Annotated in this window: 16 protein-coding genes, 1 CRISPR repeat array and 1 riboswitch; of the genes, 8 read left to right on the top strand and 8 right to left on the bottom strand. The window is 59.5% G+C overall.

Annotated features, from left to right (window positions below; translation table 11 throughout):
• The first annotated feature begins 39 nt into the window (after positions 1–39).
• Both WJU18_RS29990 and metH read left to right on the top strand, forming a co-directional pair.
• Positions 40–366: a plasmid stabilization protein gene (locus tag WJU18_RS29990; RefSeq protein ID WP_423457937.1), complete on the top strand. Its 327-nt coding sequence runs from the start codon at positions 40–42 to the stop codon at positions 364–366.
• A gap of 48 nt (positions 367–414) precedes the next feature.
• Positions 415–520, top strand: a riboswitch (S-adenosyl-L-homocysteine riboswitch).
• Positions 521–573: 53 nt separating this feature from the next.
• On the top strand, positions 574–3,285 hold the full coding sequence (gene metH, locus WJU18_RS29985; RefSeq protein WP_423461125.1) for a methionine synthase: 2,712 nt from the start codon (positions 574–576) through the stop codon (positions 3,283–3,285).
• A 92-nt stretch (positions 3,286–3,377) separates the two neighbouring features.
• Here the strand turns inward: metH and WJU18_RS29980 are convergent, their stop codons facing one another.
• The 3 genes from WJU18_RS29980 to WJU18_RS29970 all read right to left on the bottom strand — a co-directional run bounded on the left by WJU18_RS29980 (position 3,378) and on the right by WJU18_RS29970 (position 4,913).
• A complete protein-coding gene (locus WJU18_RS29980; RefSeq protein WP_423457936.1) occupies positions 3,378–3,968 on the bottom strand; it encodes a hypothetical protein in 591 nt (196 codons plus the stop codon).
• Between the two features lie 289 nt (positions 3,969–4,257).
• A complete protein-coding gene (locus tag WJU18_RS29975) occupies positions 4,258–4,581 on the bottom strand; it encodes a DUF86 domain-containing protein (protein WP_423461124.1) in 324 nt (107 codons plus the stop codon).
• Between the two features lie 35 nt (positions 4,582–4,616).
• Positions 4,617–4,913, bottom strand: a complete 297-nt coding sequence (locus tag WJU18_RS29970) for a nucleotidyltransferase family protein (protein WP_423461123.1) — start codon at positions 4,911–4,913, stop codon at positions 4,617–4,619.
• A 114-nt stretch (positions 4,914–5,027) separates the two neighbouring features.
• Here WJU18_RS29970 and cas9 point away from each other — a divergent pair, with 114 nt between their 5' ends.
• Genes cas9 through cas2 form a run of 3 tightly spaced genes read left to right on the top strand, consistent with a single transcriptional unit; the run spans position 5,028 to position 9,386 of the window.
• A complete protein-coding gene (cas9, locus tag WJU18_RS29965; RefSeq protein WP_423457935.1) occupies positions 5,028–8,108 on the top strand; it encodes a type II CRISPR RNA-guided endonuclease Cas9 in 3,081 nt (1,026 codons plus the stop codon).
• Between the two features lie 5 nt (positions 8,109–8,113).
• A complete protein-coding gene (gene cas1 / locus WJU18_RS29960; RefSeq protein ID WP_423457934.1) occupies positions 8,114–9,043 on the top strand; it encodes a type II CRISPR-associated endonuclease Cas1 in 930 nt (309 codons plus the stop codon).
• 16 nt (positions 9,044–9,059) lie between these two features.
• Positions 9,060–9,386: a CRISPR-associated endonuclease Cas2 gene (gene cas2, locus WJU18_RS29955; RefSeq protein ID WP_423457933.1), complete on the top strand. Its 327-nt coding sequence runs from the start codon at positions 9,060–9,062 to the stop codon at positions 9,384–9,386.
• Between the two features lie 70 nt (positions 9,387–9,456).
• Positions 9,457–11,668: a CRISPR direct-repeat array (repeat unit 36 nt; unit sequence ATTTTAGATCACTGGGATATGTGGTCTAACCGGAAC).
• A gap of 409 nt (positions 11,669–12,077) precedes the next feature.
• On the opposite strand, the gene WJU18_RS29950 is transcribed toward cas2, so the two are convergent.
• The 3 genes from WJU18_RS29950 to WJU18_RS29940 are packed head-to-tail and all read right to left on the bottom strand — an operon-like array spanning position 12,078 to position 14,772.
• Positions 12,078–12,329 carry a hypothetical protein gene (locus WJU18_RS29950; protein WP_423457932.1) on the bottom strand — a complete coding sequence of 84 codons (252 nt, stop codon included), beginning with the start codon at positions 12,327–12,329 and terminating at the stop codon, positions 12,078–12,080.
• A 2-nt stretch (positions 12,330–12,331) separates the two neighbouring features.
• Entirely contained in the window at positions 12,332–13,609 is a 1,278-nt protein-coding gene (locus tag WJU18_RS29945) for a TFIIB-type zinc ribbon-containing protein (RefSeq protein WP_423457931.1), read from the bottom strand.
• Positions 13,609–14,772 carry an SPFH domain-containing protein gene (locus WJU18_RS29940; RefSeq protein ID WP_423457930.1) on the bottom strand — a complete coding sequence of 388 codons (1,164 nt, stop codon included), beginning with the start codon at positions 14,770–14,772 and terminating at the stop codon, positions 13,609–13,611. Before WJU18_RS29940 ends, WJU18_RS29945 begins: the two co-directional genes overlap by 1 nt.
• Before the next feature lie 156 nt (positions 14,773–14,928).
• Between WJU18_RS29940 and WJU18_RS29935 the strand changes: the two genes are divergently transcribed.
• On the top strand, positions 14,929–15,567 hold the full coding sequence (locus WJU18_RS29935; RefSeq protein ID WP_423457929.1) for a LysE family translocator: 639 nt from the start codon (positions 14,929–14,931) through the stop codon (positions 15,565–15,567).
• 254 nt (positions 15,568–15,821) lie between these two features.
• Positions 15,822–16,961 (top strand): YihY/virulence factor BrkB family protein, encoded by a 1,140-nt coding sequence (locus WJU18_RS29930; RefSeq protein ID WP_423457928.1) that lies wholly within the window; start codon positions 15,822–15,824, stop codon positions 16,959–16,961.
• Here the strand turns inward: WJU18_RS29930 and WJU18_RS29925 are convergent.
• Together WJU18_RS29925 and WJU18_RS29920 are read right to left on the bottom strand one after the other, a co-directional pair.
• The gene (locus WJU18_RS29925) at positions 16,958–17,758 is read right to left on the bottom strand and encodes a DUF72 domain-containing protein (protein WP_423457927.1); all 801 of its coding nucleotides are present in this window, start codon (positions 17,756–17,758) and stop codon (positions 16,958–16,960) included. The two genes, WJU18_RS29930 and WJU18_RS29925, sit on opposite strands and share 4 nt — an antisense overlap.
• Positions 17,759–17,862: 104 nt before the next feature.
• Positions 17,863–18,348 carry an Lrp/AsnC ligand binding domain-containing protein gene (locus tag WJU18_RS29920; protein ID WP_423457926.1) on the bottom strand — a complete coding sequence of 162 codons (486 nt, stop codon included), beginning with the start codon at positions 18,346–18,348 and terminating at the stop codon, positions 17,863–17,865.
• A gap of 88 nt (positions 18,349–18,436) precedes the next feature.
• Here WJU18_RS29920 and putA point away from each other — a divergent pair, with 88 nt between their 5' ends.
• Complete coding sequence (putA, locus tag WJU18_RS29915; protein ID WP_423457925.1) at positions 18,437–22,180, top strand: trifunctional transcriptional regulator/proline dehydrogenase/L-glutamate gamma-semialdehyde dehydrogenase; 3,744 nt, start codon at positions 18,437–18,439, stop codon at positions 22,178–22,180.
• The last annotated feature ends 11 nt before the right edge of the window (positions 22,181–22,191 follow it).

Genomic DNA, 22,191 nt, shown 5'->3' with positions numbered 1-22,191 from the left:
GCGACCATGGGGGTGTGTCTTATTCCCAAGGAGAAGATCATGCCCAAAGGTACCTGGAGCGCCAAGCGCGAGCGCCAGTACAAACACATCAAGCAAGGCTTGAAAGCGCACGGCAGGAGCGAGGCGCTGGCTGAAGAGATCGCCGCGCGTACGGTGAACAAGGAGCGAGCCCGCGCCGGTGAATCCAAGGAAGCCAGTTCGGGTTCGCTGAAAGACATCTCATCCTCGCGCCGCGGCGGCCTGCGTTCCCACCGGGGGCCGGGCGGGCGCACGCGCGATCAACTCTATGCCGAAGCGAAAGCCAAAGGCATCAAGGGCCGCTCACACATGAACAAGGCGCAACTTGAGCGCGCCGTCGGCCGATAGCCCCTGCCATTCGGGGTGGCTTGGCTTATCTCTTAAAATCAGCCACCCCGCCCCAAGGAGCGTTGCAGCGGCCGCTGATACCCACCGGTATTCAATTGGCCGTCAGGCTTGGAGGCTCTGGAGTTCCCCTGCACGACAACGACGCTCACCTGATCACAATAATGCCCAGGTGAGCCCATGGTGACTGCAATTCTGACCCCTCCCCCGATGCGGCTTTCCGGCCTCGAACCCGTAAGCATTGGCGCGGACACCCTTTTCGTCAATATCGGCGAGCGCACCAACGTCACCGGCTCTAAGGCTTTCGCGCGCATGATCCTGAACGGCCAGTTCGAGGAAGCCCTGGCCGTCGCGCGCCAGCAGGTGGAGAACGGCGCCCAGGTGATCGATGTCAACATGGACGAAGCCATGCTCGACAGCCAGGCGGCCATGGTCAAGTTCCTGAACCTCATGGCGAGCGAGCCTGACATCGCCAAGGTGCCGGTGATGGTCGATTCCAGCAAGTGGAGCGTGATCGAAGCCGGCCTGCGGTGTCTGCAGGGCAAGGGCATCGTCAATTCCATCAGCATGAAGGAGGGCGTGGAAGAGTTCAAGCGCCAGGCCGGCCTCATCCGGCGCTACGGCGCTGCCGCGGTGGTCATGGCCTTCGACGAAACAGGCCAGGCCGATACCTACCAGCGCAAGACCGAGATCTGCGAGCGCGCCTACCGCATCCTGGTGGACGAAGTGGGCTTCCCGCCCGAAGACATCATCTTCGACCCCAACATCTTCGCCATTGCCACCGGCATCGAAGAGCACAACCATTACGCGGTTGATTTCATCGAAGCTACCCGCTGGATCAAGCAGAACCTGCCTGGCGCCAAGGTGAGCGGCGGGGTGAGCAACGTGAGTTTCAGCTTCCGCGGCAATGACCCGGTGCGCGAGGCCATCCACACGGTGTTTCTCTACCATGCCATTCAAGCCGGCATGGACATGGGCATCGTCAATGCCGGCATGGTCGGGGTGTACGACGATCTGGAGCCCGAGCTGCGCGAGCGCGTGGAAGACGTGGTGCTCGACCGTCGCCCTGATGCGGCCGAACGCCTGCTGGAGATCGCCGAGTCCGCCAAGGGCGCGGCCAAGGACGACTCGAAAAAGCTGGAATGGCGCAATGCCTCCGTCAACGAGCGTTTGAGCCACGCGCTGGTGCACGGCATCACGGATTTCATCACCGAAGATACCGAGGAGTCCTACCAGGCCATCATCGCCAAGGGCGGCCGCCCGCTGCACGTCATCGAAGGCCCGCTGATGGACGGCATGAACATCGTGGGTGATCTGTTCGGCGCCGGCAAGATGTTCCTGCCCCAGGTGGTCAAATCGGCGCGTGTGATGAAGCAGGCCGTGGCCCACCTCATTCCCTATATCGAGGAAGAGAAAAGGCGCGACGAAGCGGCTGGCCGCGACGTGAGAAGCAAGGGCAAGATCGTCATCGCCACCGTCAAGGGCGACGTGCACGACATTGGCAAGAATATCGTCACCGTCGTCTTGCAGTGCAACAACTTCGAAGTGGTGAACATGGGCGTGATGGTGCCCTGCCATGAAATCCTGGCCAAGGCCAAGGTCGAAGGCGCGGACATCGTCGGCCTCTCCGGCCTCATCACCCCCAGCCTGGAAGAAATGCAGTACGTGGCGGGCGAGATGCAGAAAGACGAGCATTTCCGCATCAAGAAGATTCCGCTCATGATCGGCGGCGCCACCACCAGCCGCGTGCACACGGCCGTGAAGATCTCTCCGCACTACGAAGGGCCGGTGGTCTATGTGCCCGATGCATCGCGCAGCGTGAGCGTGGCGCAGGGCCTGCTCAGCGACAGCGCGGAGCAGTTCATCGCGGAAACGAAAGCCGACTACGAGAAGGTACGCCAACTGCACGCCAACAAGAAGCAGGTGCCGATGTGGTCCCTGGAAAAGGCGCGCGCCAACAAGACCGCCATCGGCTGGGACGGCTACCAACCGCCGGTACCCAAATTCCTGGGCCGCCGCGCCATCAAGAACATCGACCTGCACGAATTGGTGCCTTTCATCGACTGGACGCCTTTCTTTCAGACCTGGGACCTGGCAGGCAAATACCCCGCCATCCTGGCCGACGAAGTGGTGGGCGCGGAAGCCACGCGCGTTTTCGCGGACGCCCAGGCCATGCTCAATCAGATCGTGGAAAGCCGCTGGCTCACCGCCAACGCCGTGGTCGGCTTCTGGCCGGCCAATACCGTGCGCGATGACGATATCGAGCTGTACACCGATGAGTCACGCGAGGCGGTGGCCCTTACCTGGTATGGCCTGCGCCAGCAGACTGAAAAGCAGGAAGATGCCGAAGGCCGCATGCGGCCCAGCCGCTGCCTGGCCGATTTCATCATGCCGCGGCAGAACGGCGAGCATAAGGATTATCTAGGCGCCTTCGCCGTGACCGCCGGCTTGGGTGTGAGCGCGAAGGAAGCCGAATTCCTGGGCCAGCATGACGACTACAACGCCATCATGCTCAAGGCTCTGGCGGACCGCCTGGCCGAGGCCGGCGCAGAATGGCTGCACCGCCGCGTGCGCACTGACTGGTGGGGTTACGCTGCCGACGAAGGCCTGAACAACGAAGAACTCATCGCCGAAAAATACCGCGGCATCCGCCCCGCGCCTGGCTATCCCGCCTGTCCGGACCATCGGGTCAAGAGCCCCCTGTTCGAGTTGCTGCAGGCTCACGAGATCGGCATGACCGTTACCGAATCCCTGGCCATGCTTCCTGCTGCCAGCGTCAGCGGCTTCTACTTCAGCCATCCCGAGAGCACCTATTTCAACGTCGGCAAGATCACCCCTGATCAGGCTATCGACATGGCTGAGCGCAGTGGTGAGGAACTGAGCGTGGTGGAGCGGGCGCTGGCCCCGAATCTGGGCCTATAAGCCGACGGATTGCATCCCCCTCCTGGGACCGCCAAGCTCCAGCTTGGCATCAGCGCCTCCTCTAGATCCGCGCAAGGAGCGGAGCCCAACGGTCAATCCCCCGGCTTGGCCGCCCCCTCCACCCCCATTACCAACGGCTGCTTGAGCTCGCCTGCGTTGTGCATCCCCGTGGGCACCAGGCGCAGGTTGCGCGCCTTGAAATACAGAAAGCCATTCGCCTGCGTCACCACCACACTGCCCGTGCTGGATGCACCGCGGGATTGCCACTCCACGATCTTCTGGTTGGACACATCGGCAAAGCTCACATGCACCTTACGTGCGGCCGGGTCCGGCTTGTCAGCGACCTGATACGTGCCTGGAGCTGGCGTGGCGGTGCCGAAGTCCAGCGTGGCCACCTGCAACTGGTTGCTGGGCGTCAGCAGAAAGGCCTTGGGCGTTTCCATGTACTGCAGCCCGGCCTTCAGGGCGTAGCGCTTGCCGCCCGCGTCAGCGCGCAACTCGCCAAAATTGAACCAGCCATTCGGGCCGGCGTAGAGCTTGCTCTTGGGGTTGGTGAAACGATCATCGGGCGCCTGGGGCACATTGCTCCAGGTATCGGCAGCAGGTTGCGCATGGGCCAGAGGGCTGGCAAGGAGCGCGGTGCAGAGCAGCAGGGTGTGGCGCATAGTCAAGGGCTTCGGCATGGTGTGCGCAGCGTACGGGCGGATGCGCTTTCATGCCATATCACTCTTGGCATAGGCGGGAGGGCGATTCTCAGTGAGCACAGCAGAAAAAGCGAAAGCCGGGCATGCCCGGCTTTCCATTTTTTGCATCTAGCTAAAAAGCATCAGCTTGTTAGCGGCTAGAGCACATATCCCAGTGAACTGAGTGATTGCATTTTACTGGGCAATGCCCGAGCAAAGCAATCGCGATCTGGCCGGAACAAACTACAACATGGTATCCACGACCCGTATGGTAACTTGGCGCCGGAGGCTAAGTACCTCGGAAATCGTTGTTTGCTCGCGTGAGTTGCGCAATCAACCTTGGCAGCTCGGATTGGGTAACGTTCCAGACAACTTCCAGGTTGATGTCGAAATAGGCATGAACCAAGTGATTGCGCATCCCGCGCATCGCGTTCCAAGCAATGTCGGGGTATTTTTCCGGCATATCGGGATACTTGTTGCACAGTTTGGTGGTTGCTTCGCCGAGGATCATCAAGTTGAAGATGACGGCTTGTTGAGTGCGCTTGTCGTCCTTGAACGTTTCAAGTGTCATGCTTGACACATAGTCAGTCGCTTGCTGGGCCGCTTCCAGCATATGTCGAAGGTAGACCGTGATACGGTGTAACTCTGTCATAGCGGTCGTGCTCGGGCCAAGACCTCAGCTCGAAATTCAGAGGAGAGATCTTGAGGTGTTAGCACATCGACTGATATTCCTAGTAGCTGCTCTAGCTCAAATCTCAAGGCGCCCAAGTCAAATAGGGTCGTTTCGGGTAGAGCGTCAACCAGAATATCCAGATCACTGGTAGCTGTGTCACTGCCCTCTAGAACGGAGCCAAAGATCCGCGGATTAGCCACGTGGTGGCGACACACCGCGTCCTGTATGGCCGCACGGTAGACGGGGAGAAGGGAACCAGGAGTGCTTGGCATATCAGACAGCATATGAAGCTTAGAAGGAGTAAATCGATAAAATTTCTAAACTACAAAGGTAGCTAATGGACATGTGTAATATTTGAAACAATAATATACATGGGAGAAAGATGCATGAAATTCAGGCTGGCAATTGATCTGGGGTCTACTTCGTTGGGCTGGGCCATGTTCCGTCTCAATGGCTCTGGTGAACCCACGGCGATCGTCAGGTCGGGGGTTCGCATCTTTAGCGATGGCCGCAACCCGAAGGATGGCTCTTCGCTTGCTGTCACTCGCCGAGCCGCGCGTGCCATGCGCCGGCGACGTGACCGCTTGCTCAGGCGCAAGGAACGCATGCTGAGCAAGCTGATCGAGCATGGCTTCTTTCCGCAGGACGAAGCGGCGCGAAAAGCTCTTGAGTTGGCAAATCCGTATGAGCTAAGAGCCAAGGGGCTTTACGAAGTCCTGACACCAGGTGAGTTTGCCAGAGCGCTATTTCATATCAACCAACGGCGCGGCTTCAAGAGCAATCGCAGAGCAGACCGAAGTGACAACGACAGCGGAGCGCTCAAGTCCGCTATCAAGGCCATGAGAGCTACGCTGACTGAAAGCGGAGCCCGGACCGTGGGCGAACTGCTGTGGCGGCGCTTACAGAACGGGCTGGGAGCGCGTGCCCGCTATCGCGAAACACCTTACACCACCGAAGAGGGCAAGAAGCGAATCGACAAAAGCTACGACTTTTATGTAGACAGGCAAATGGTGGCTGACGAGTTCGATGCGATCTGGGAGGCGCAGGCCACTCGAAACCCAACATTGTTCACCGAATCAGCTCAGGCTGACTTACGAGATACGCTGCTGTTTCAGCGTGATCTACGCCCCGTGAAGCCCGGACGCTGCACTCTGATTCCAGCCGAACCGCGCGCGCCGCTGGCTTTGCCCAGCACGCAACGCTTTCGTATTCTTCAGGAGGTGAATCATTTGCGCATCCTGGATGCAGGCTTGAATGAAACGCTCCTTACGCTGGCACAACGAGATGCCATCGTGGCGTTGTTGGAAGCAAAAGCCAAGGTGAGTTTCAAGGAGATGCGCAAGCAACTCAAGCTGGGTGATGCAGCGAAGTTCAATCTAGAGGATGAAAAGCGCACTGAGCTGAAAGGCAACGCCACGGCCGCTGCTTTGTCGAAGAAAGAGTTGTTTGGATCTGTCTGGAAAGATTTTGATGAATCAATGCAAGATGAGATCGTCTGGCGTTTGGTCACGGAGCAGAGCGAGGAGGTGCTGGCGAGTTGGTTGTGCGAAACCACTGGCGTGGATGAGGGACGGGCGCTAGCAGTCACTGGTGCAGGTTTGCCAGAGGGGTACGGTAGTTTGAGCAGGCAGGCGCTCGCACAGATCGTGCCGGCGTTGCGCGCGGGGGTCATCACATATGACAAGGCCGTACAGGAGGCCGGCTTCGAGCACCATAGCGCACTGGGGTTTGACTATGAATCCGATGACGTCGAGAACTGGATTCATCCAGAAACAGGCGAGATCAAAGCTGTATTCAAGCAGTTGCCCTACTACGGGAAAGCGCTGCAGCGTCATGTAGCCTTCGGCAGTGGAGACCCTGAAGATTCGGAAGAAAAACGGTACGGAAAAATCGCCAACCCGACGGTGCACATCGGACTGAATCAGGTACGTACTGTAGTAAACGCCCTCATTCGTCGCTACGGTCGCCCCACGGAGGTGATCGTGGAGCTGGCACGTGATCTGAAACAAAGTCGCGAGCAGAAACAAGAGGCTACCAAGAAGCAAGCTGAAAATCAGCGCCGCAACGAGCGTATCCGAAAGGCATTTGCCGCGGTGAGGGGATGCTCTGAGGAGCAGGTGAAAACCACGGATATCCAGAAGTGGATCCTATGGGAGGAACTGAGTTTTGACGTTGCTGATCGGCATTGCCCATACAGCGGTGTGCAAATCAGTGCCGCCATGCTGGTGAGCGACGAGGTGGAGATCGAGCACATCTTGCCGTTCTCGCAAACATTGGACGACACACTGAACAACCGCACCGTGGCTATGAGGCAGGCCAACCGCATCAAGCGCAATCGTACTCCGTGGCAGGCACGCGCAGACTTCGAGGCACAAGGGTGGTCCTATGAGCACATTTTGCAACGTGCTGAGCGCATGCCGCTCCGCAAGCGTTATCGCTTCGCGGCAGATGGTTACGAGCGCTGGCTGGGCGAAGATAAAGGATTTCTGGCGCGTGCCTTGAACGACACGCGCTATCTCTCACGCGTGGCCAAGTCATACCTCACGCTGATCTGTCCGTTGGGTGTGCGAGTGATCCCGGGGCAGATGACGGCCATGCTGCGCGCAAAATTTGGGCTAAACGACGTATTGGGCTTGAACGGCGAGAAAAACAGGAATGACCACCGACATCATGCCGTCGACGCATGCGTGATCGGAGTTACCGATCAGGGCTTGCTACAGCGGTTTGCCTCGGCAAATGCGAGCGGACGCGAACGGGGCTTGACGCGTCTGGTCGAAAGCATGCCATTGCCATGGCCGACCTATCGGGAACATGTGGAGCGAGCCGTCGGGAATATATGGGTTAGCCACAAGCCTGACCACGGTTACGAGGGCGCCATGATGGAGGAGACGAGCTATGGCATCCGAAGAGATGGCAGTATCAAGCAGAGGCGCAAGGCGGACGGCAGCGCCGGCCGCGAGATCAGCAATTTGATCCGTATTGCCGAACCCGAGCAGGTGGTGCGTCACGGCGTGGATGACGGCGGCCATCCGTTGCCATACAAAGGCTATGTGGGCGGCAGCAACTACTGCATCGAGATCACTGTGAACGACAAGGGCAAATGGGAAGGCCGGGTTATTTCCACGTTCGACGCATATCGAATCGTGCGGCGGGGCGGTATGCGTCAATTGCGGCATCCGACGCTAGGGCAGGATGGAAGGCCATTGGCGATGCGGTTGATGATTGGGGATAGTGTGCGGTTGGAGGTGGACGGGGTACTGAAGACAACGCGAGTCGTTAAGTTGTTCGCAACGGGCCAAGTTTTCATGGCACCTGTGCATGAGGCCAACGTTGATGTTCGCAACAGTGACAAAATGGACGCGTTTACCTACACTTCGAAATATGCGGGATCTTTGCAGAAAGCGAATGGTCGGATGGTAATAATTTCGGCCATTGGTGAGCTTCGTGATCCCGGTGTTGAAGTCTAGATACCATGCTCGGCCGCATCGTCGAAATAGCAGACGACCGGCGGCATCTCTTTGTGCACCGTGGTTTCATGGTCGTCCGAGACACGGAGGGCGAGCGTAAGGAGTTGGGCCAGGTTCCGCTTGACGATATTGCGGCTGTGATTGCCAATGCGCACGGCATTACTTACACCAACAATCTCCTGGTGGCGCTGGCCGAGCGAGGAGTTCCATTCGTTCTATGCGCGGCCAACCATAACGCGGTGGGCATGCTGTTGACTTTGGATGGTCATCATGTGCAGTCCAAACGCATCGAAGCGCAAATTGGGGCCAGTTTGCCCACGCATAAACGATTGTGGGCGGCCGTGGTCAAGTCCAAGCTTCAGCAGCAGGCTTCGGCTCTGGAGGCTGCAGGCGCCCCGACCGCGCCTCTTACGGCGTTGGTGGGCAAGGTGCGCAGCGGCGATCCGGAGAATATAGAAGGCCAGGGCGCGAGGCGCTACTGGAGCTTGCTATTCGGCGGCGAGTTCCGTCGGGATCAAGATGGTAACGGCGTCAATGCTCTTCTCAACTATGGGTATACCGTGCTGCGCTCCGCAACCGCGCGGGCGGTGGTGGCGGCGGGCTTGCATCCGAGCATTGGTCTACATCACAGCAATGATGGGAACCCCATGCGGCTGGTTGACGATTTGCTGGAGCCTTTCAGGCCTGTAGTTGATCTGAAGGTATGGCAACTGTTGCATAACAACGAAACCGAGGTCACGCCGGAAACCAAGCGCGCTCTGGTGCGGGCCTTATACGATGACATGCCGACAGAAGCTGGCGTCACGCCGGTCATGGTCTGCATGCAGAAGCTGGCCATTTCGTTGGCGCAAGTCTATCTAGGTGAGCGTGAGCGATTGGATTTGCCGCTACCCGGCTTGCCTCTGTCTTTGGCGAGCAGCCTGAACGGCGACTGAGCGTGTCCCGATTTCCATGCTGACGGGGTACCGACTGATGTGGATGATGGTGATGTTCGATTTGCCTGTGCTTGAGAAAGCCGAACGCAAAGCAGCCTCCGACTTCCGGAAGGCTTTATTGGACATGGGCTTCGAGATGAGCCAACTTAGTGTCTACTTACGCCTTTGCACCAGTCAGACCCAGTTGGACACCTATTCGAAGAGGGTGGAGTTTGTCCTGCCTGCAGGCGGTAAGGTGCATGTCGTGCAGTTCACTGACAAGCAATACGAGCGCATCATCACTTTTCATGGCAAAGCGCGGCAACCGGCTCTGAAAACGCCAGATCAATTCGACCTTTTTTGAGGCATTGCGATGTTTTTTACATGTCCAAAAGCGACAAACCCCTTGCGGGACAAGGGGTTGGCGCGGTTGGATTTTAGATCACTGGGATATGTGGTCTAACCGGAACGAAATCCATCGTACACACGAGAGGAATTTTATTTTAGATCACTGGGATATGTGGTCTAACCGGAACCGTGGGCTTGTGCGAGTTCCCGCTCGATGTATTTTAGATCACTGGGATATGTGGTCTAACCGGAACTTGACCGTTGCATCTTCCCAATAGCGCACTATTTTAGATCACTGGGATATGTGGTCTAACCGGAACACTGGATTGTCGTTGAGCACTACATGGACGATTTTAGATCACTGGGATATGTGGTCTAACCGGAACTCGCCACCGCAGCACAGCCGCCAGCGACAGATTTTAGATCACTGGGATATGTGGTCTAACCGGAACATTTCTGCCGAGGCAAGGCAAAGGTCATCAATTTTAGATCACTGGGATATGTGGTCTAACCGGAACCCTTCGATATAGATCTGCGAGCCTTTACGCATTTTAGATCACTGGGATATGTGGTCTAACCGGAACCACTTTCTGTAGGGGCCTGCGATTCGCTCTATTTTAGATCACTGGGATATGTGGTCTAACCGGAACTCCGGGTGAGTGCATGTCGACACCGCACAATTTTAGATCACTGGGATATGTGGTCTAACCGGAACAAGCTGGCAGAGCAAGGCCCCGATGCTTTGATTTTAGATCACTGGGATATGTGGTCTAACCGGAACTGGATCGACCCACTCAAAGAGGCGCAGGCCATTTTAGATCACTGGGATATGTGGTCTAACCGGAACTCGTGGAAGATTGTCCAGTATCCGGCGCATATTTTAGATCACTGGGATATGTGGTCTAACCGGAACAAATGATGCAAGGGGGTTGGCCGAAGTGATATTTTAGATCACTGGGATATGTGGTCTAACCGGAACCAGATCAACGAAGCACTGGCGGCATGGGCAATTTTAGATCACTGGGATATGTGGTCTAACCGGAACGAGGCGATAGTCTCCATCTGCGTTTTCGAGATTTTAGATCACTGGGATATGTGGTCTAACCGGAACACGATGTCTTCGCGTGTGGCCCATTCGGTCATTTTAGATCACTGGGATATGTGGTCTAACCGGAACCCGCCGCGTCCCGCTCAGTGACCACCCCTATTTTAGATCACTGGGATATGTGGTCTAACCGGAACTCCGCATGAAGGGTTTCGCTACCATTTTCTATTTTAGATCACTGGGATATGTGGTCTAACCGGAACTTGGATGTGACGCCTTCGCCGGTCCACCAGATTTTAGATCACTGGGATATGTGGTCTAACCGGAACTGTGGCGCCGAAGTTCCCACCGGCGCGGTAATTTTAGATCACTGGGATATGTGGTCTAACCGGAACTTGTTCGCCACGCCTGCGCCGCCTGCAATGATTTTAGATCACTGGGATATGTGGTCTAACCGGAACTATTACGCCAAGCTGCCTACATTGACGGCGATTTTAGATCACTGGGATATGTGGTCTAACCGGAACCCAGATGCTGCGCGGTTAGCTGCTGCCAGCATTTTAGATCACTGGGATATGTGGTCTAACCGGAACTACGCCCTGGGTGTTGAAGGCACACTGGCGATTTTAGATCACTGGGATATGTGGTCTAACCGGAACACGTCTGAGCGTTCAAGGAGCATTTGCCGGATTTTAGATCACTGGGATATGTGGTCTAACCGGAACTCCTCTCTGTATTTGCCAGGGCGGCGCGGGATTTTAGATCACTGGGATATGTGGTCTAACCGGAACACAAAGAGCGCCGCGAGCAGCGCCGTTTCAATTTTAGATCACTGGGATATGTGGTCTAACCGGAACAATGGCCGCGAAGGTCTTAAGCAGCAGATCATTTTAGATCACTGGGATATGTGGTCTAACCGGAACCCATGGTGGCGTTTGGGAGCAATGTTCTTGATTTTAGATCACTGGGATATGTGGTCTAACCGGAACTCAGCCGGTAGGCTTCTGCGAGTGGGCTTGATTTTAGATCACTGGGATATGTGGTCTAACCGGAACTCTTTGCAGTTCATAGAGCGGTAGAAGCGGATTTTAGATCACTGGGATATGTGGTCTAACCGGAACGGCGGCCGCGCCGCATGGCGGAGTTCCTGAATTTTAGATCACTGGGATATGTGGTCTAACCGGAACTGGGTGGTCGCGCAGTTAACCTGATATGCAATTTTAGATCGCTAGGATATATAGTCTAACCAGAATGAATAGCGCGGCCCATTGTATAGTTCATATATCTTTGATTGAAAAATATATGGCCTAAATAGACGGCTGCAATATATTTGGCGGCAGTGCAGTCATATTTGATTTAAAAATAGATGTGGCGTTATTGGAAATTAAGGATAATCCGATGATCCAGAGTATTTTTGATTATTATGTCCTTTCAGGGAGTGTGGCGTAAAATCCAAGATGACCGTCTTTCATACGCTGTTCGCTTCTTTAGCCAGCGTAGTCCAGTCAACGTTGGGGAACTCGCCGATAGGGCGCGCGCAACTAACGAAGGTCTGGTGGATGGTCCGGCGCAATTTCAGCTCAATAGTGACACGGTGACAATTCTCAGGGGATCCTGCCGTGAACCCGCTTATCGTCGTTGCGTGCTAATGTGCGTCTCTCACTACACTCGTTCCACGCGCCTCCGATAGTCCCCCACGTTATTCCCACTGATCGCCGTGGCTTGCGTGCCCCGGACTTCATTCACCTTCCGGTCGGCTTCGGCACCAGTCACGGGTTGGGCGTTGACGTCGGTTTCACGCTCGAAGTAATGCGATTTGTCGGTGTTGCGGTAGTAGCGGTACAACATCCAGTACACCCCGGCAGCGCCTGCCGGGCCGATGGCCAATAGCGCGAGAATGCTGTCGTTGTCCATGGTCAGCGTCCGATGAGCCAGATGGCCAGTGTTTCGAGAATCGTGCCCACGGTGAGCGCGGCAAGGATGAGTTTCCACTGCTGCACGGGTACGCTGCCCATGGTTTCGCCCGTCCGGCCGTTCACGGCGATGTAGTGCAGCAGCCCGCCTGTGCGGGAAGGCTGGTGGTAGGAGTAGAGCCACACGGGCAGGTACATCGCTACCCAGCGCGTGCCATGGACGTCGAGGTGCTCTTGCTCCCAGCGTACGCCGCGGCCGTAACGGCGTACCGAATCCTGCACCTGCGCGCGCGCAATGGAGAGTAGCTGGTCCTCCAGGCGCGGATGCATCTGTGCGACATCCCGGTCGCGCTTTTCCGAGGTATAGCCGACGAGGTAGGAGGCATTCCACTTAACCGCGTTCTTGGTGTCGAAGGGCAGGATGGCGTTGATGACGTTGTTGGTGTTGGCCTTCGTGTTCAGGTTGCCGCGCTCGGCACTGGATTCCAGCGTCAGGTCGTCCACGGTGAAGTCCACGTGCCGCTGAACACGGTAGACGTCGGCGTCGTAGTAGGTCTTTTCGTCCTTGCCTTCCCCACGCGTGTAGCGGCGCGTTTCGATCTCACCGAAACCGCCCACGTCGGCGCTGGCCCGGGCATCCACCACCATATAAGGCAGGTAGACGCCCAGCACGTTCTCTGGCGTGAACTCCTGCTTGAACGCCTTCAGCGCAAACAGCTGGCGCTTGTTCACGAACTGACGGATGCGCGCTACCGCATCGTCTTTCTTGATGTGGAAGGGCAGCACAGCATCGGGTACCGCGCCGCTGTCTATCTGCTCGTTGACACCCAGGATGTGGCGGCACCAGTGGCAGCGCGCGGTCATTTCGGTGTTGGTGTTGATCACGACTTCCGCGCCGCAGCCGGTGCACTTGAATGTGCGCAGGCTCGCCGCGTCGGCCTGGATGTCCTTCGCGCCAGAGGCGATCACCGTGCCTTGCAGGTCGTCGATACCGTCGCCAAGGCCGTATTCCTCTTCTACCCGCGCACTCGACCACTCGTGGCGGCAATAGAGGCAGATCAACTGATCGGAGCCGGCTCTCTGGCGGATTTCAGTGGAGCCGCACTTGGGGCAGCGGTTGACGCCGTCGCGCAACTCGGTGGCCGAGGTGTCGATGACGGCTGGATCGGGTGCGCGCAATTCATCGCGGATCGGGCCGGGCAGTGTGTCCGGATCCACCGGGAACTGGCCCGGCAGCGGCGGCACGTCTTGCGGCGAGCCTGGCCCGGTGGGCGGCAGCATCACAGACCGAGCACCTTGGCTTTCAGCGTGTCGTAGTCGGCTTGCGTGATGAGGCCGGCGTCGAGCATTTGCTTGGCCTTGGTGAGCTTGGCGACAGGGTCATCCGCGGCCGGCGCAGCGGCAGCGGCAGGGGCTGGTGCCACTGGCTGCTGAAGGCCGCCGATACCGGCCACACCCGCCGCCATGCCCACGCCGAGAATGCCATTCGCGCCGCCGTTCTCGCCCGCCGCTTGCAGGCCCGCGGCCACCGAGGCTTGCAGATTCGAGTTGCCGCGTGCGCCCAGCAGCGCATCGGCGCGCTGCACGGTCTGGAGCAAGGCCTTGGTGTTGGCGTCATACTCGATCGAGACGATGGCGGTGCTGATGATGGCCAGGCCGCGCCCCGATTTCCACTGATAGGCGCTCTCGACCGCCTCAGACAGGCTCTTGGCGAAGCCGAGAGAATCCTGCTGGATCCTGGTGATGCGATTGCGCTTGTCGGGATCGTTCGTGTAGTGGCTGAAAGCCGGCGCGAGCAGGCTCACCACCTCGTTGAACAACTGGCCGGCCGCGGCGTTGTCGAGGTCGGTGAAATCGAAAACCGGGCCGGGCTGCAGGTACGAGGCCGGAACAAAGCTCTTCACGAACAGGATCGGATCGACGATTTTCAGCGTGTAGCTGCCGCGGGTAATGGCGCCGACCTGCGCGTTCAGATAGCCATCGTCCCAGTAGATCTCGGATTGTGTGCCGAAGCGGTTGTTCGGCAGCTCCTTGAGCGACACGAAGAAGGCGGCCTGCTGAGCCCCCGGCTGGCCGCCGAACTTGAAGCGCTCCCAGCTCTGCCGGACGAGTGAATCCATCAGGCCGCCGCCGGCAAAGATCGACTGCGACTGCAGATCGTTGGAGTTCCATTCGTAGCCGCCTGCTTCCGAGGCGAAGCCGGTAATGGCGCCGTCTTGCATCAGCAGCAGGCCGTAGCCCTCGGGCACCACAATTTTGGAGCCGTTCGTGATGATGTTCGAGGAGCCCTTGGTGTTCGATCCACGCCCCGCATTGGTGCCGCGCGGCACGGCGGCGAACAGCGCCGCTGTCGGAGACAGGCCGTCCGGCACCGTGTAGAAATCCTTCCACTGATCGGCCAGCGCCCCGCCGATAGAACCAACCGCTGCCTGGATGAGGCCCATGATGTATTCCTTGTATGAAAGTGACCGGATAAGCTTCGCCCGGAAGGCGGTGCAAGGCCGAAAGAATATACGAAGACGCCGCGGATTTTGCCTGCAGGAGTAGCATTGACCCAGGCGCACGTCGTCTCTCCGCAACCCAAAGCAATCACCCAGACCATGACGTTAGACACCTTGCTCATCTACATCGTTGCCTCGCTCGCACTGGCCCTGATCCCGGGGCCGACGATGCTGCTGGCCCTATCGAACGGCATTGAGGGCGGCATGCGCCGCGCGAGCTGGGGGATTGCAGGGGCGTCGCTGGGCAGCGTGACGCTGATCACAGTGGTAGCGCTTGGGCTGGGCTCGCTCCTGGCGGCTTCGGAATGGCTCTTCAACGCGATCCGCGTGGCTGGCGTCGTATATCTCGTGTGGTTGGGCATCAAGCTGTGGCGCAGCGAGGCAACTGATCTTCGCGCCGCGCTGGCCAAGTCGCCGCTCGAAGGTCGGCCGCACGGACGCATTGCCCTCGTGCGCAGCCTCGCGGTGGCACTGTCGAACCCGAAGACGGTGCTGTTCTTCGCAGCCTTCCTGCCGCAGTTCGTCGACATCACGAAGCCGCAAGGCCCGCAGTATCTGCTGCTGGGGGCTGTTTTCGTGGTGCTCGATACTTGCGTGATGCTGGCCTACGCGGGCGCTGGCACGCAGGCTGTGCGCTTTCTTTCGCAGCGCGGCATCAAGATGATGAATCGCGGCTGCGCGGCCGGCATGTGGTTGCTTGCGGCTACTTTGGCTGTATGGCGCCGCCCCACGGCATAGCAAGGCGGCTCTTCGTCTGCTGCTGCGCGCGAAACGAGAAGCCCGGTGACGCTTCGGTCCATATTTGCATGCGTGACTTGAGTTCAAAGTGAGCCGTCGGCTGACAACGACGTAAGAGCCGAGCCTATACCTGCCTGGCCTGTGGGTTTTAAAGTGAATCGATGATGCCCGCCGATCAACCTGGTAATCCTCCTTTTCACCACGCCCCCGGGATTTCTTCGACTCCTGTCCTTTTCCGCGGGCGGCTGAAGGGCATGTACCCGCTTTATCGCTCCTTCGAACTCTGGTCCGACGCGGACGGCCTTCGGATGAGTGCGGCGATGTCGTTCTACGGCATTCTGAGCCTGGCCCCCTTGCTGATACTGATCGTGGCAGGCGTGGGATGGTGGCTGGATCGCCAGGTGCTGGTGGACAATCTTACGGCGCAGATCGGTGAAGTTGTAGGCAGACAGGCAGCGGGGGTGATCAACGCGGCTCTGCAGAGCGCCAGCCAGCCAGCGCAGGGTGTTTTCGCGTCTGTGTTGGCCTTTGGCTTGCTGCTGATCGGGGCAACGGGCGTTTTCGCCGAGTTGCAATCTGCATTTGAGCGGCTGTGGACGCAAGGATCCGGTGTGGCTGCCAAGGAAGTCTGGTGGCATAGCGCGACGCTGCGTTTGCGAGGGGTGGCCTACGTGCTGGCGACGGGTTTTCTCATGCTGGTGTCGCTGGTCGTTTCCAGCATGCTGAACATGCTGGAACACTGGGGAGGTGAGCGCATGGGCTCGCAAGTGCTGCTGGCGATGCTCAACCAGGCGGTCTCGGTGATGATCATCACAGGGCTTTTCGTCGCGCTGATGCGGATGAGCGCAGGGCCGCAGCCGCGCTTGCGCCACCTCGTCGTCGGCTCTGCATTGGGGGCTGTGCTGTTCGGCCTGGGCAAGTACGGGCTGGCTCTTTATCTGTCGACGGCGGCGGTGGTGTCGGCCTATGGTGCCGCCGGATCTCTGGTTGTGCTGCTGATGTGGATCTACTTTGCTTCCGCTGTGCTGCTATATGCCGCCAGTTGCGCCCGTGTGCTGGCTGAGCAGCAGGGGGAATTCAGCAAGGCGGCCGTTCCGCCTCCAGCAGCAGCGGTGACGGGAGCAAAGGGCTCCACTCAAGTCAGCACGGCGACCGTAGCGGCGGCGCTGGCAGACAGTGGGCATCCGGTAAATGAGGAAGGGCGAGTCCGCCGCGGGCGTTCACAAGTTGTTGCTCGAGCGCCTTTGGGCAATAAGCCCCCTTTGAGATGGATCGCCATGGTGGCGGCCGCCGCTACGTATCTGGCCGCCAAGCGATGGGGCGAAGGGATGGAGTCCGCAGCGGCACTCGACTCGGCATCTTGGCGGAGAGGCCGCAAGGAGAGAGTGCGCTAGTTCCCTTCTTCGAATACGGCCCGCTGTGCATGCCAATGTCCGAAGATCTGATTGGTGAATGAAAGTGCATTGCTTGCGGCGGCTCCAAGGGCGGTGTTGTCGAAGATGCACCAGCACTCGCTCTCCTTCGGCCAAGAATCCAGTTCGATAGCGCGGGTGTGTAGCCATGTATCGGTATAGGCTGAATAGTAGATTCGGGGCGATCCATGCCAGCGGTAATAGAGAGTTGCACCGGCACCATCACCTGCTGGGCCCATCCAACCGCCAGGGACGCCAGCTGAGGAATGCCGTGCGGGGTCGGCAGCCACGCGTCCGATTTTCCATTCGGCGAGCAATTGGTCTGCAACTGGCTGAAACCAGCTGGCGTGGCGCGGCTCGCAAACCACCGAGGCGCCATGCATACTGGAGAGCGTTTCGAAAAACGTTCGGGCCACGCGGGCCTCGAACGACAGCGATGGCGGCAGTTGCACGAGCAGAACCTGCAGGCGCTCACCCAGGCCTGAGGCTTCATCGAGAAACTTCTTCAGCAAAACTTCAGGCGAATGCAGCCGCGCATCATGGGTGATGGTGCGCGGCAGCTTGACAGAGAACCGGAAGCCTGCAGGCGTATGTCCCGCCCAGCGGGTATAGGTCTGCCGTTTGTGGCTGCGATAGAACGAGGTGTTGATTTCGGCGCAGCTAAACACACGGGCATAGCGCTCAAGGTGTTGACCTTCACCTGGAAAGCGTTCCGCGATGCTGCGAGGAATGCCCCATCCTGCCGTTCCAATGAACAACGCCCCGGTCTCTTGTGTCATCTGAGCAATTTACGACGCGCATCGGCAAGCGTCTGTAGGACAAGGGTGGAAACGCCGCCTTTGCCGGTGATTAGCTAAAGGATGTGTGCGGGGCACTTTGACTCTTAGTTCATCGGGACAGGCAGCTTGTTCGAGCTCTTCACTTCCTCCATCACCGCATAGGTGCGTGTTTCACGCACGCCCGGCAGTTGCCAGAGCACATTGCCGGCCAGTTGGCGGTAGGCATCCATGTCGGCTACCCGTGTTTTGAGCAGGTAGTCGAAGCCGCCGGCCACCATGTGGCATTCCAGGATTTCTGGATGCACCTGCACCGCGGCGCGGAACTGATCGAACACGTTCGGGGTGGTGCGGTCGAGAAGGACTTCCACGAACACCAGCATCCTGATCCCCAGCAAGCGGGGGTTCAGCCGGGCCTCGTATCCCTCGATGAAGCCTTCCCGCGTGAGGCGCTGGACCCGGGCCAGCACTGCGGTGGGGGACAAGGCCACTGTTTCCGCCAGCTTCAGGTTGGAGATGCGCCCGTCTTCCTGGAGCTGCTGAAGGATGCGGCGATCGGTCCGGTCCAGCTCCGGGAGCTCATAAGTGGTCATAGTGAATAATTCTGAGAAATAATGAAATTTCGAAGAAAAATGCTAATGCAAAAAAGCATCATAGAGGAAATTGCATTGAATTTTCCTCATGAACACCACCACGCCGATTTTCGAGAATTTCTTTCAGCCATCGCCCTGGGCTTCTTCGCCCTTGCGCAGGAACATCACTTCCGCGTGCCGCACCGCTGAGCCTGAGGCCGTGGCTCGCGTGCTGCCGGGCGCCCGGGTTTCAGGCGCGCAGGCCGCGCGGATCCAGCAGTTGGCGTCACGGATCGCGGGAACGCTCCGGCAACGAAAGGCGGGTTCGGGCCGTGCCGGCCTTGTGCAAGGCTTGCTGCAGGAATACGCGCTTTCGTCGCAGGAGGGCGTGGCGCTCATGTGCCTGGCCGAGGCGCTGCTGCGCATTCCCGACAAGCCCACGCGCGATGCGCTCATCAGGGACAAGATCTCGCAGGGCCAATGGCGCACGCACCTGGGCCAGAGCCCGTCGCTCTTCGTGAACGCCGCCACCTGGGGGCTTTTGATCACCGGCAAGCTGGTGTCCACGCACAGCGAATCGAACCTGTCGTCGGCATTGGCCAAGCTCGTGAGCCTTGGCGGAGAGCCTCTGATCCGCAAAGGGGTGGATATGGCGATGCGCATGATGGGCGAGCAATTCGTCACTGGCGAGAACATCGACGAGGCCCTGAAAAACGGGGCGGTGCGGGAGCAGCAGGGTTTTCGTTATTCGTTCGACATGCTGGGCGAAGCCGCCTTGACCGCGCGCGACGCGGAGCGCTACCTGAGCGATTACGAGAACGCCATCCGTGCCATCGGCCGCGCGGCGGCCGGCCGGGGCGTGTATGCCGGGCCAGGGATCTCGATCAAGCTCTCCGCGCTGCACCCGCGCTATAGCCGCGCTCAGTACGACAGGGTGCTGGCGGAGTTGTATCCCACCGTGGTGCGGCTTTGTGCGCTGGCCAAGCGCTACGACATCGGCCTGAACATCGATGCCGAAGAGGCAGACCGGCTGGAGCTGTCCCTCGATCTGCTGGAGAAACTCTGCGTTGAACCGCAGCTCCAGGGCTGGAACGGGCTGGGCTTCGTGATCCAGGGCTATCAGAAGCGCTGCCCGCTTGTGATCGACTATCTGATCGACCTGGCCAGGCGCAGCCAGCGACGCCTGATGGTGCGGCTGGTCAAGGGCGCTTATTGGGATTCCGAGATCAAGCGCGCCCAGGTGGACGGGCTGGAGGGCTACCCGGTCTATACGCGCAAGCCCTATACCGACGCGGCCTACATTGCCTGCGCCAGAAAGCTGCTGGCGGCGCCGGATGCCGTTTTTCCTCAGTTCGCCACGCACAACGCGCAAACGCTGGCCACGATTTATGAGCTGGCGGACCCTGCCACCTACACGCCACAGCAGTACGAGTTCCAGTGCCTGCATGGCATGGGCGAGCCCCTCTACGAACAGGTGGTCGGAGAGGGCGCCGGCAAACTGGGGCGGCCTTGCCGCATCTACGCGCCCGTCGGGACGCATGAAACGCTCCTGGCCTATCTGGTGCGGCGCTTGCTGGAGAACGGAGCCAATACGTCGTTCGTCAACCAGATCGCGGACCCTGATCTGCCAATCGACACCTTGGTGCAAGACCCTGTGCAGGTAATCGAGCGGTACGCTGAGCAGGAAGGCCAACTGGGCATGGCGCATCCGGCGATCCCTTTGCCGCGGGACCTCTATGGCCCTGGGCGCCGCAATTCCTGGGGCTGCGATCTGGCGAGCGAAGCCGTTCTCCAGGTGCTGGGCAGGACACTCGATTCGCGCCAGGAGGCCTGGATGGCGGGCCCATTGCTGGCCAGCGGTGCCGGCGATGTGACGCCTGCCGTGGAGCATGCTCCGGTGGCCGTACGCAATCCTGCACAAGGAGCCGATTATGTCGGCAACGTGCGCGAGGCTAGCGCGGAAGAGACCGATCAGGCGATGGCCGCTGCCGCCGCTGGGGCGGCGGGCTGGGCCGCACGGCCTCCCCATGAAAGGGCGAGCCTGCTCGAATCCACCGCGGATCTCCTGGAGTCGGATTTGCCGCGTTTGATGAGCATCCTGATCCGGGAGGCCGGCAAGTCGGCGTCCAACGCCATCGCGGAAGTACGGGAGGCGGTGGATTTCCTGCGCTTCTATGCGGGTGAAGTGAAAGCGCGCTTTGACAACCAAAGCCATGTGCCTCTCGGCCCGGTGGTGTGCATCAGTCCTTGGAATTTTCCGCTGGCGATTTTCGTGGGGCAGGTGGCCGCCGCACTGGCGGCGGGCAATGTGGTGCTGGCCAAGCCCGCGGAGCAGACGCCGCTCATCGCGTCGGAAGCTGTGCGGGCCATGTGGGCAGCAGGCATCCCCCGCAGCGCCGTGCAGCTGCTGCCGGGTGATGGGGCCACGGTGGGGGCCCGTCTGGTGGCCGATGAACGCACACAGGGGGTGTTGTTCACTGGCTCCACCGAGGTGGCGCGGATCCTCCAGAAATCCACGGCGGGCCGGGTCAATGCGCGCGGGCGGGCCATTCCGTTGATCGCGGAAACGGGTGGCCAGAACGCCATGATCGTGGATTCATCCGCTCTCGCCGAACAGGTGGTGGCCGACGTATTGAACTCTGCTTTTGATAGCGCGGGCCAGCGATGCTCCGCCTTGCGGGTACTGTGTGTGCAGGAAGATGCGGCCGATCGCGTACTGGAGATGCTGCTCGGCGCCATGGCCGAACTGCGTGTAGGCAGCCCGGCCTTGCTTCAAACCGATGTCGGGCCGGTGATCGATGCGGAGGCCAGGCAGAACATTGGCAGGCACATCGAGGCGATGAAAGCCAAGGGGCATCGGGTGCATCAGGTGGCGGGCCATAGCGAGCATTCCCTGGCGGACGGAACGTTCGTGTTGCCCACGCTGATCGAGATCGGAAGCATTTCGGAGCTCGAGCGCGAGGTGTTCGGGCCGGTGCTGCATTTTGTGCGCTACCAGCGCGACGAGCTGGATGGCCTGCTCGCGCAGATCAACGCCACGGGCTATGGATTGACGCTGGGCTTGCATACGCGGATCGATGAAACCATCGAGAAGGTGGTGGGCGCGGCGCACGCGGGCAACGTGTATGTCAACAGAAACATGGTGGGTGCCGTCGTTGGCGTGCAGCCCTTCGGCGGCGAGGGGCTCTCGGGTACCGGACCGAAGGCGGGTGGCCCTTTGTATCTTTACCGCCTGCTTGCCGCGCGTCCTGATGAGGTACTGCGGCGCGTCACGGCTGCGCCGGGGGCGGAGGCCGTGCACCAGGTGCCGGCCGCGCTCAGGAGCTTGCAGCGCTGGGCGGCGTCCAGCGGGAAGAACGCCTTGGCGCAGGCGGTGGATCGCTTCGAGCAAAACGGGCCGGGCGCGGATGCGCTGGTGCTTCCTGGGCCGACGGGTGAGCGCAACGTGTATTCGCTTTGCGGGCGTTCGCATGTGCTTTGCCTGGCGGATCGCGATGACGATCTGCTGCTGCAGTTGGCGGCTGTGCTGGCCGCTGGCAGCAGGGCGATATGGCCCGTGAGCGCGCAAGCGCTTCTGAGCGCTCTGCCTTCGGAGGTACGTTCTTCCGTGGTGATGGCGGCGGAGCCGATGTCGCCACGGGTGCACTTCGATGCGGTCCTGCTGCATGGCACCGTAGCCAGGCTGAGCGAGGTTCAGCGCCAGCTTGCCGAGCGCGACGGCCCGGTGGTCGCGATAGAGCGCCTGGAGAGTGGTGATGCCGCCGTGCCGCTGGAGCGCCTGATGGTGGAAAGGGCGCTGAGCATCAATACGGCTGCCGCAGGCGGCAATGCATCGCTGATGACGATTGGGTAAGCGGTTCCTGC

This window comes from Ottowia sp. VDI28, assembly GCF_049532675.1.
Classification (GTDB): Bacteria; Pseudomonadota; Gammaproteobacteria; order Burkholderiales; family Burkholderiaceae_C; genus Ottowia.
This window is presented reverse-complemented; position numbering and strand designations above follow the sequence as displayed.

What these genes read in the sequence shown, in the direction of transcription:
- WJU18_RS29990 (WP_423457937.1), top strand. Translation starts at nt 40, where the DNA reads ATGCCCAAAGGTACCTGGAGCGCCAAGCGCGAGCGCCAGTACAAACAC.
- metH (WP_423461125.1), top strand. Translation starts at nt 574, where the DNA reads ATGCGGCTTTCCGGCCTCGAACCCGTAAGCATTGGCGCGGACACCCTT.
- WJU18_RS29980 (WP_423457936.1), bottom strand. Translation starts at nt 3,968, where the DNA reads ATGCCGAAGCCCTTGACTATGCGCCACACCCTGCTGCTCTGCACCGCG.
- WJU18_RS29975 (WP_423461124.1), bottom strand. Translation starts at nt 4,581, where the DNA reads ATGCTGGAAGCGGCCCAGCAAGCGACTGACTATGTGTCAAGCATGACA.
- WJU18_RS29970 (WP_423461123.1), bottom strand. Translation starts at nt 4,913, where the DNA reads ATGCCAAGCACTCCTGGTTCCCTTCTCCCCGTCTACCGTGCGGCCATA.
- cas9 (WP_423457935.1), top strand. Translation starts at nt 5,028, where the DNA reads ATGAAATTCAGGCTGGCAATTGATCTGGGGTCTACTTCGTTGGGCTGG.
- cas1 (WP_423457934.1), top strand. Translation starts at nt 8,114, where the DNA reads ATGCTCGGCCGCATCGTCGAAATAGCAGACGACCGGCGGCATCTCTTT.
- cas2 (WP_423457933.1), top strand. Translation starts at nt 9,060, where the DNA reads ATGCTGACGGGGTACCGACTGATGTGGATGATGGTGATGTTCGATTTG.
- WJU18_RS29950 (WP_423457932.1), bottom strand. Translation starts at nt 12,329, where the DNA reads ATGGACAACGACAGCATTCTCGCGCTATTGGCCATCGGCCCGGCAGGC.
- WJU18_RS29945 (WP_423457931.1), bottom strand. Translation starts at nt 13,609, where the DNA reads ATGCTGCCGCCCACCGGGCCAGGCTCGCCGCAAGACGTGCCGCCGCTG.
- WJU18_RS29940 (WP_423457930.1), bottom strand. Translation starts at nt 14,772, where the DNA reads ATGGGCCTCATCCAGGCAGCGGTTGGTTCTATCGGCGGGGCGCTGGCC.
- WJU18_RS29935 (WP_423457929.1), top strand. Translation starts at nt 14,929, where the DNA reads ATGACGTTAGACACCTTGCTCATCTACATCGTTGCCTCGCTCGCACTG.
- WJU18_RS29930 (WP_423457928.1), top strand. Translation starts at nt 15,822, where the DNA reads ATGTACCCGCTTTATCGCTCCTTCGAACTCTGGTCCGACGCGGACGGC.
- WJU18_RS29925 (WP_423457927.1), bottom strand. Translation starts at nt 17,758, where the DNA reads ATGACACAAGAGACCGGGGCGTTGTTCATTGGAACGGCAGGATGGGGC.
- WJU18_RS29920 (WP_423457926.1), bottom strand. Translation starts at nt 18,348, where the DNA reads ATGACCACTTATGAGCTCCCGGAGCTGGACCGGACCGATCGCCGCATC.
- putA (WP_423457925.1), top strand. Translation starts at nt 18,437, where the DNA reads ATGAACACCACCACGCCGATTTTCGAGAATTTCTTTCAGCCATCGCCC.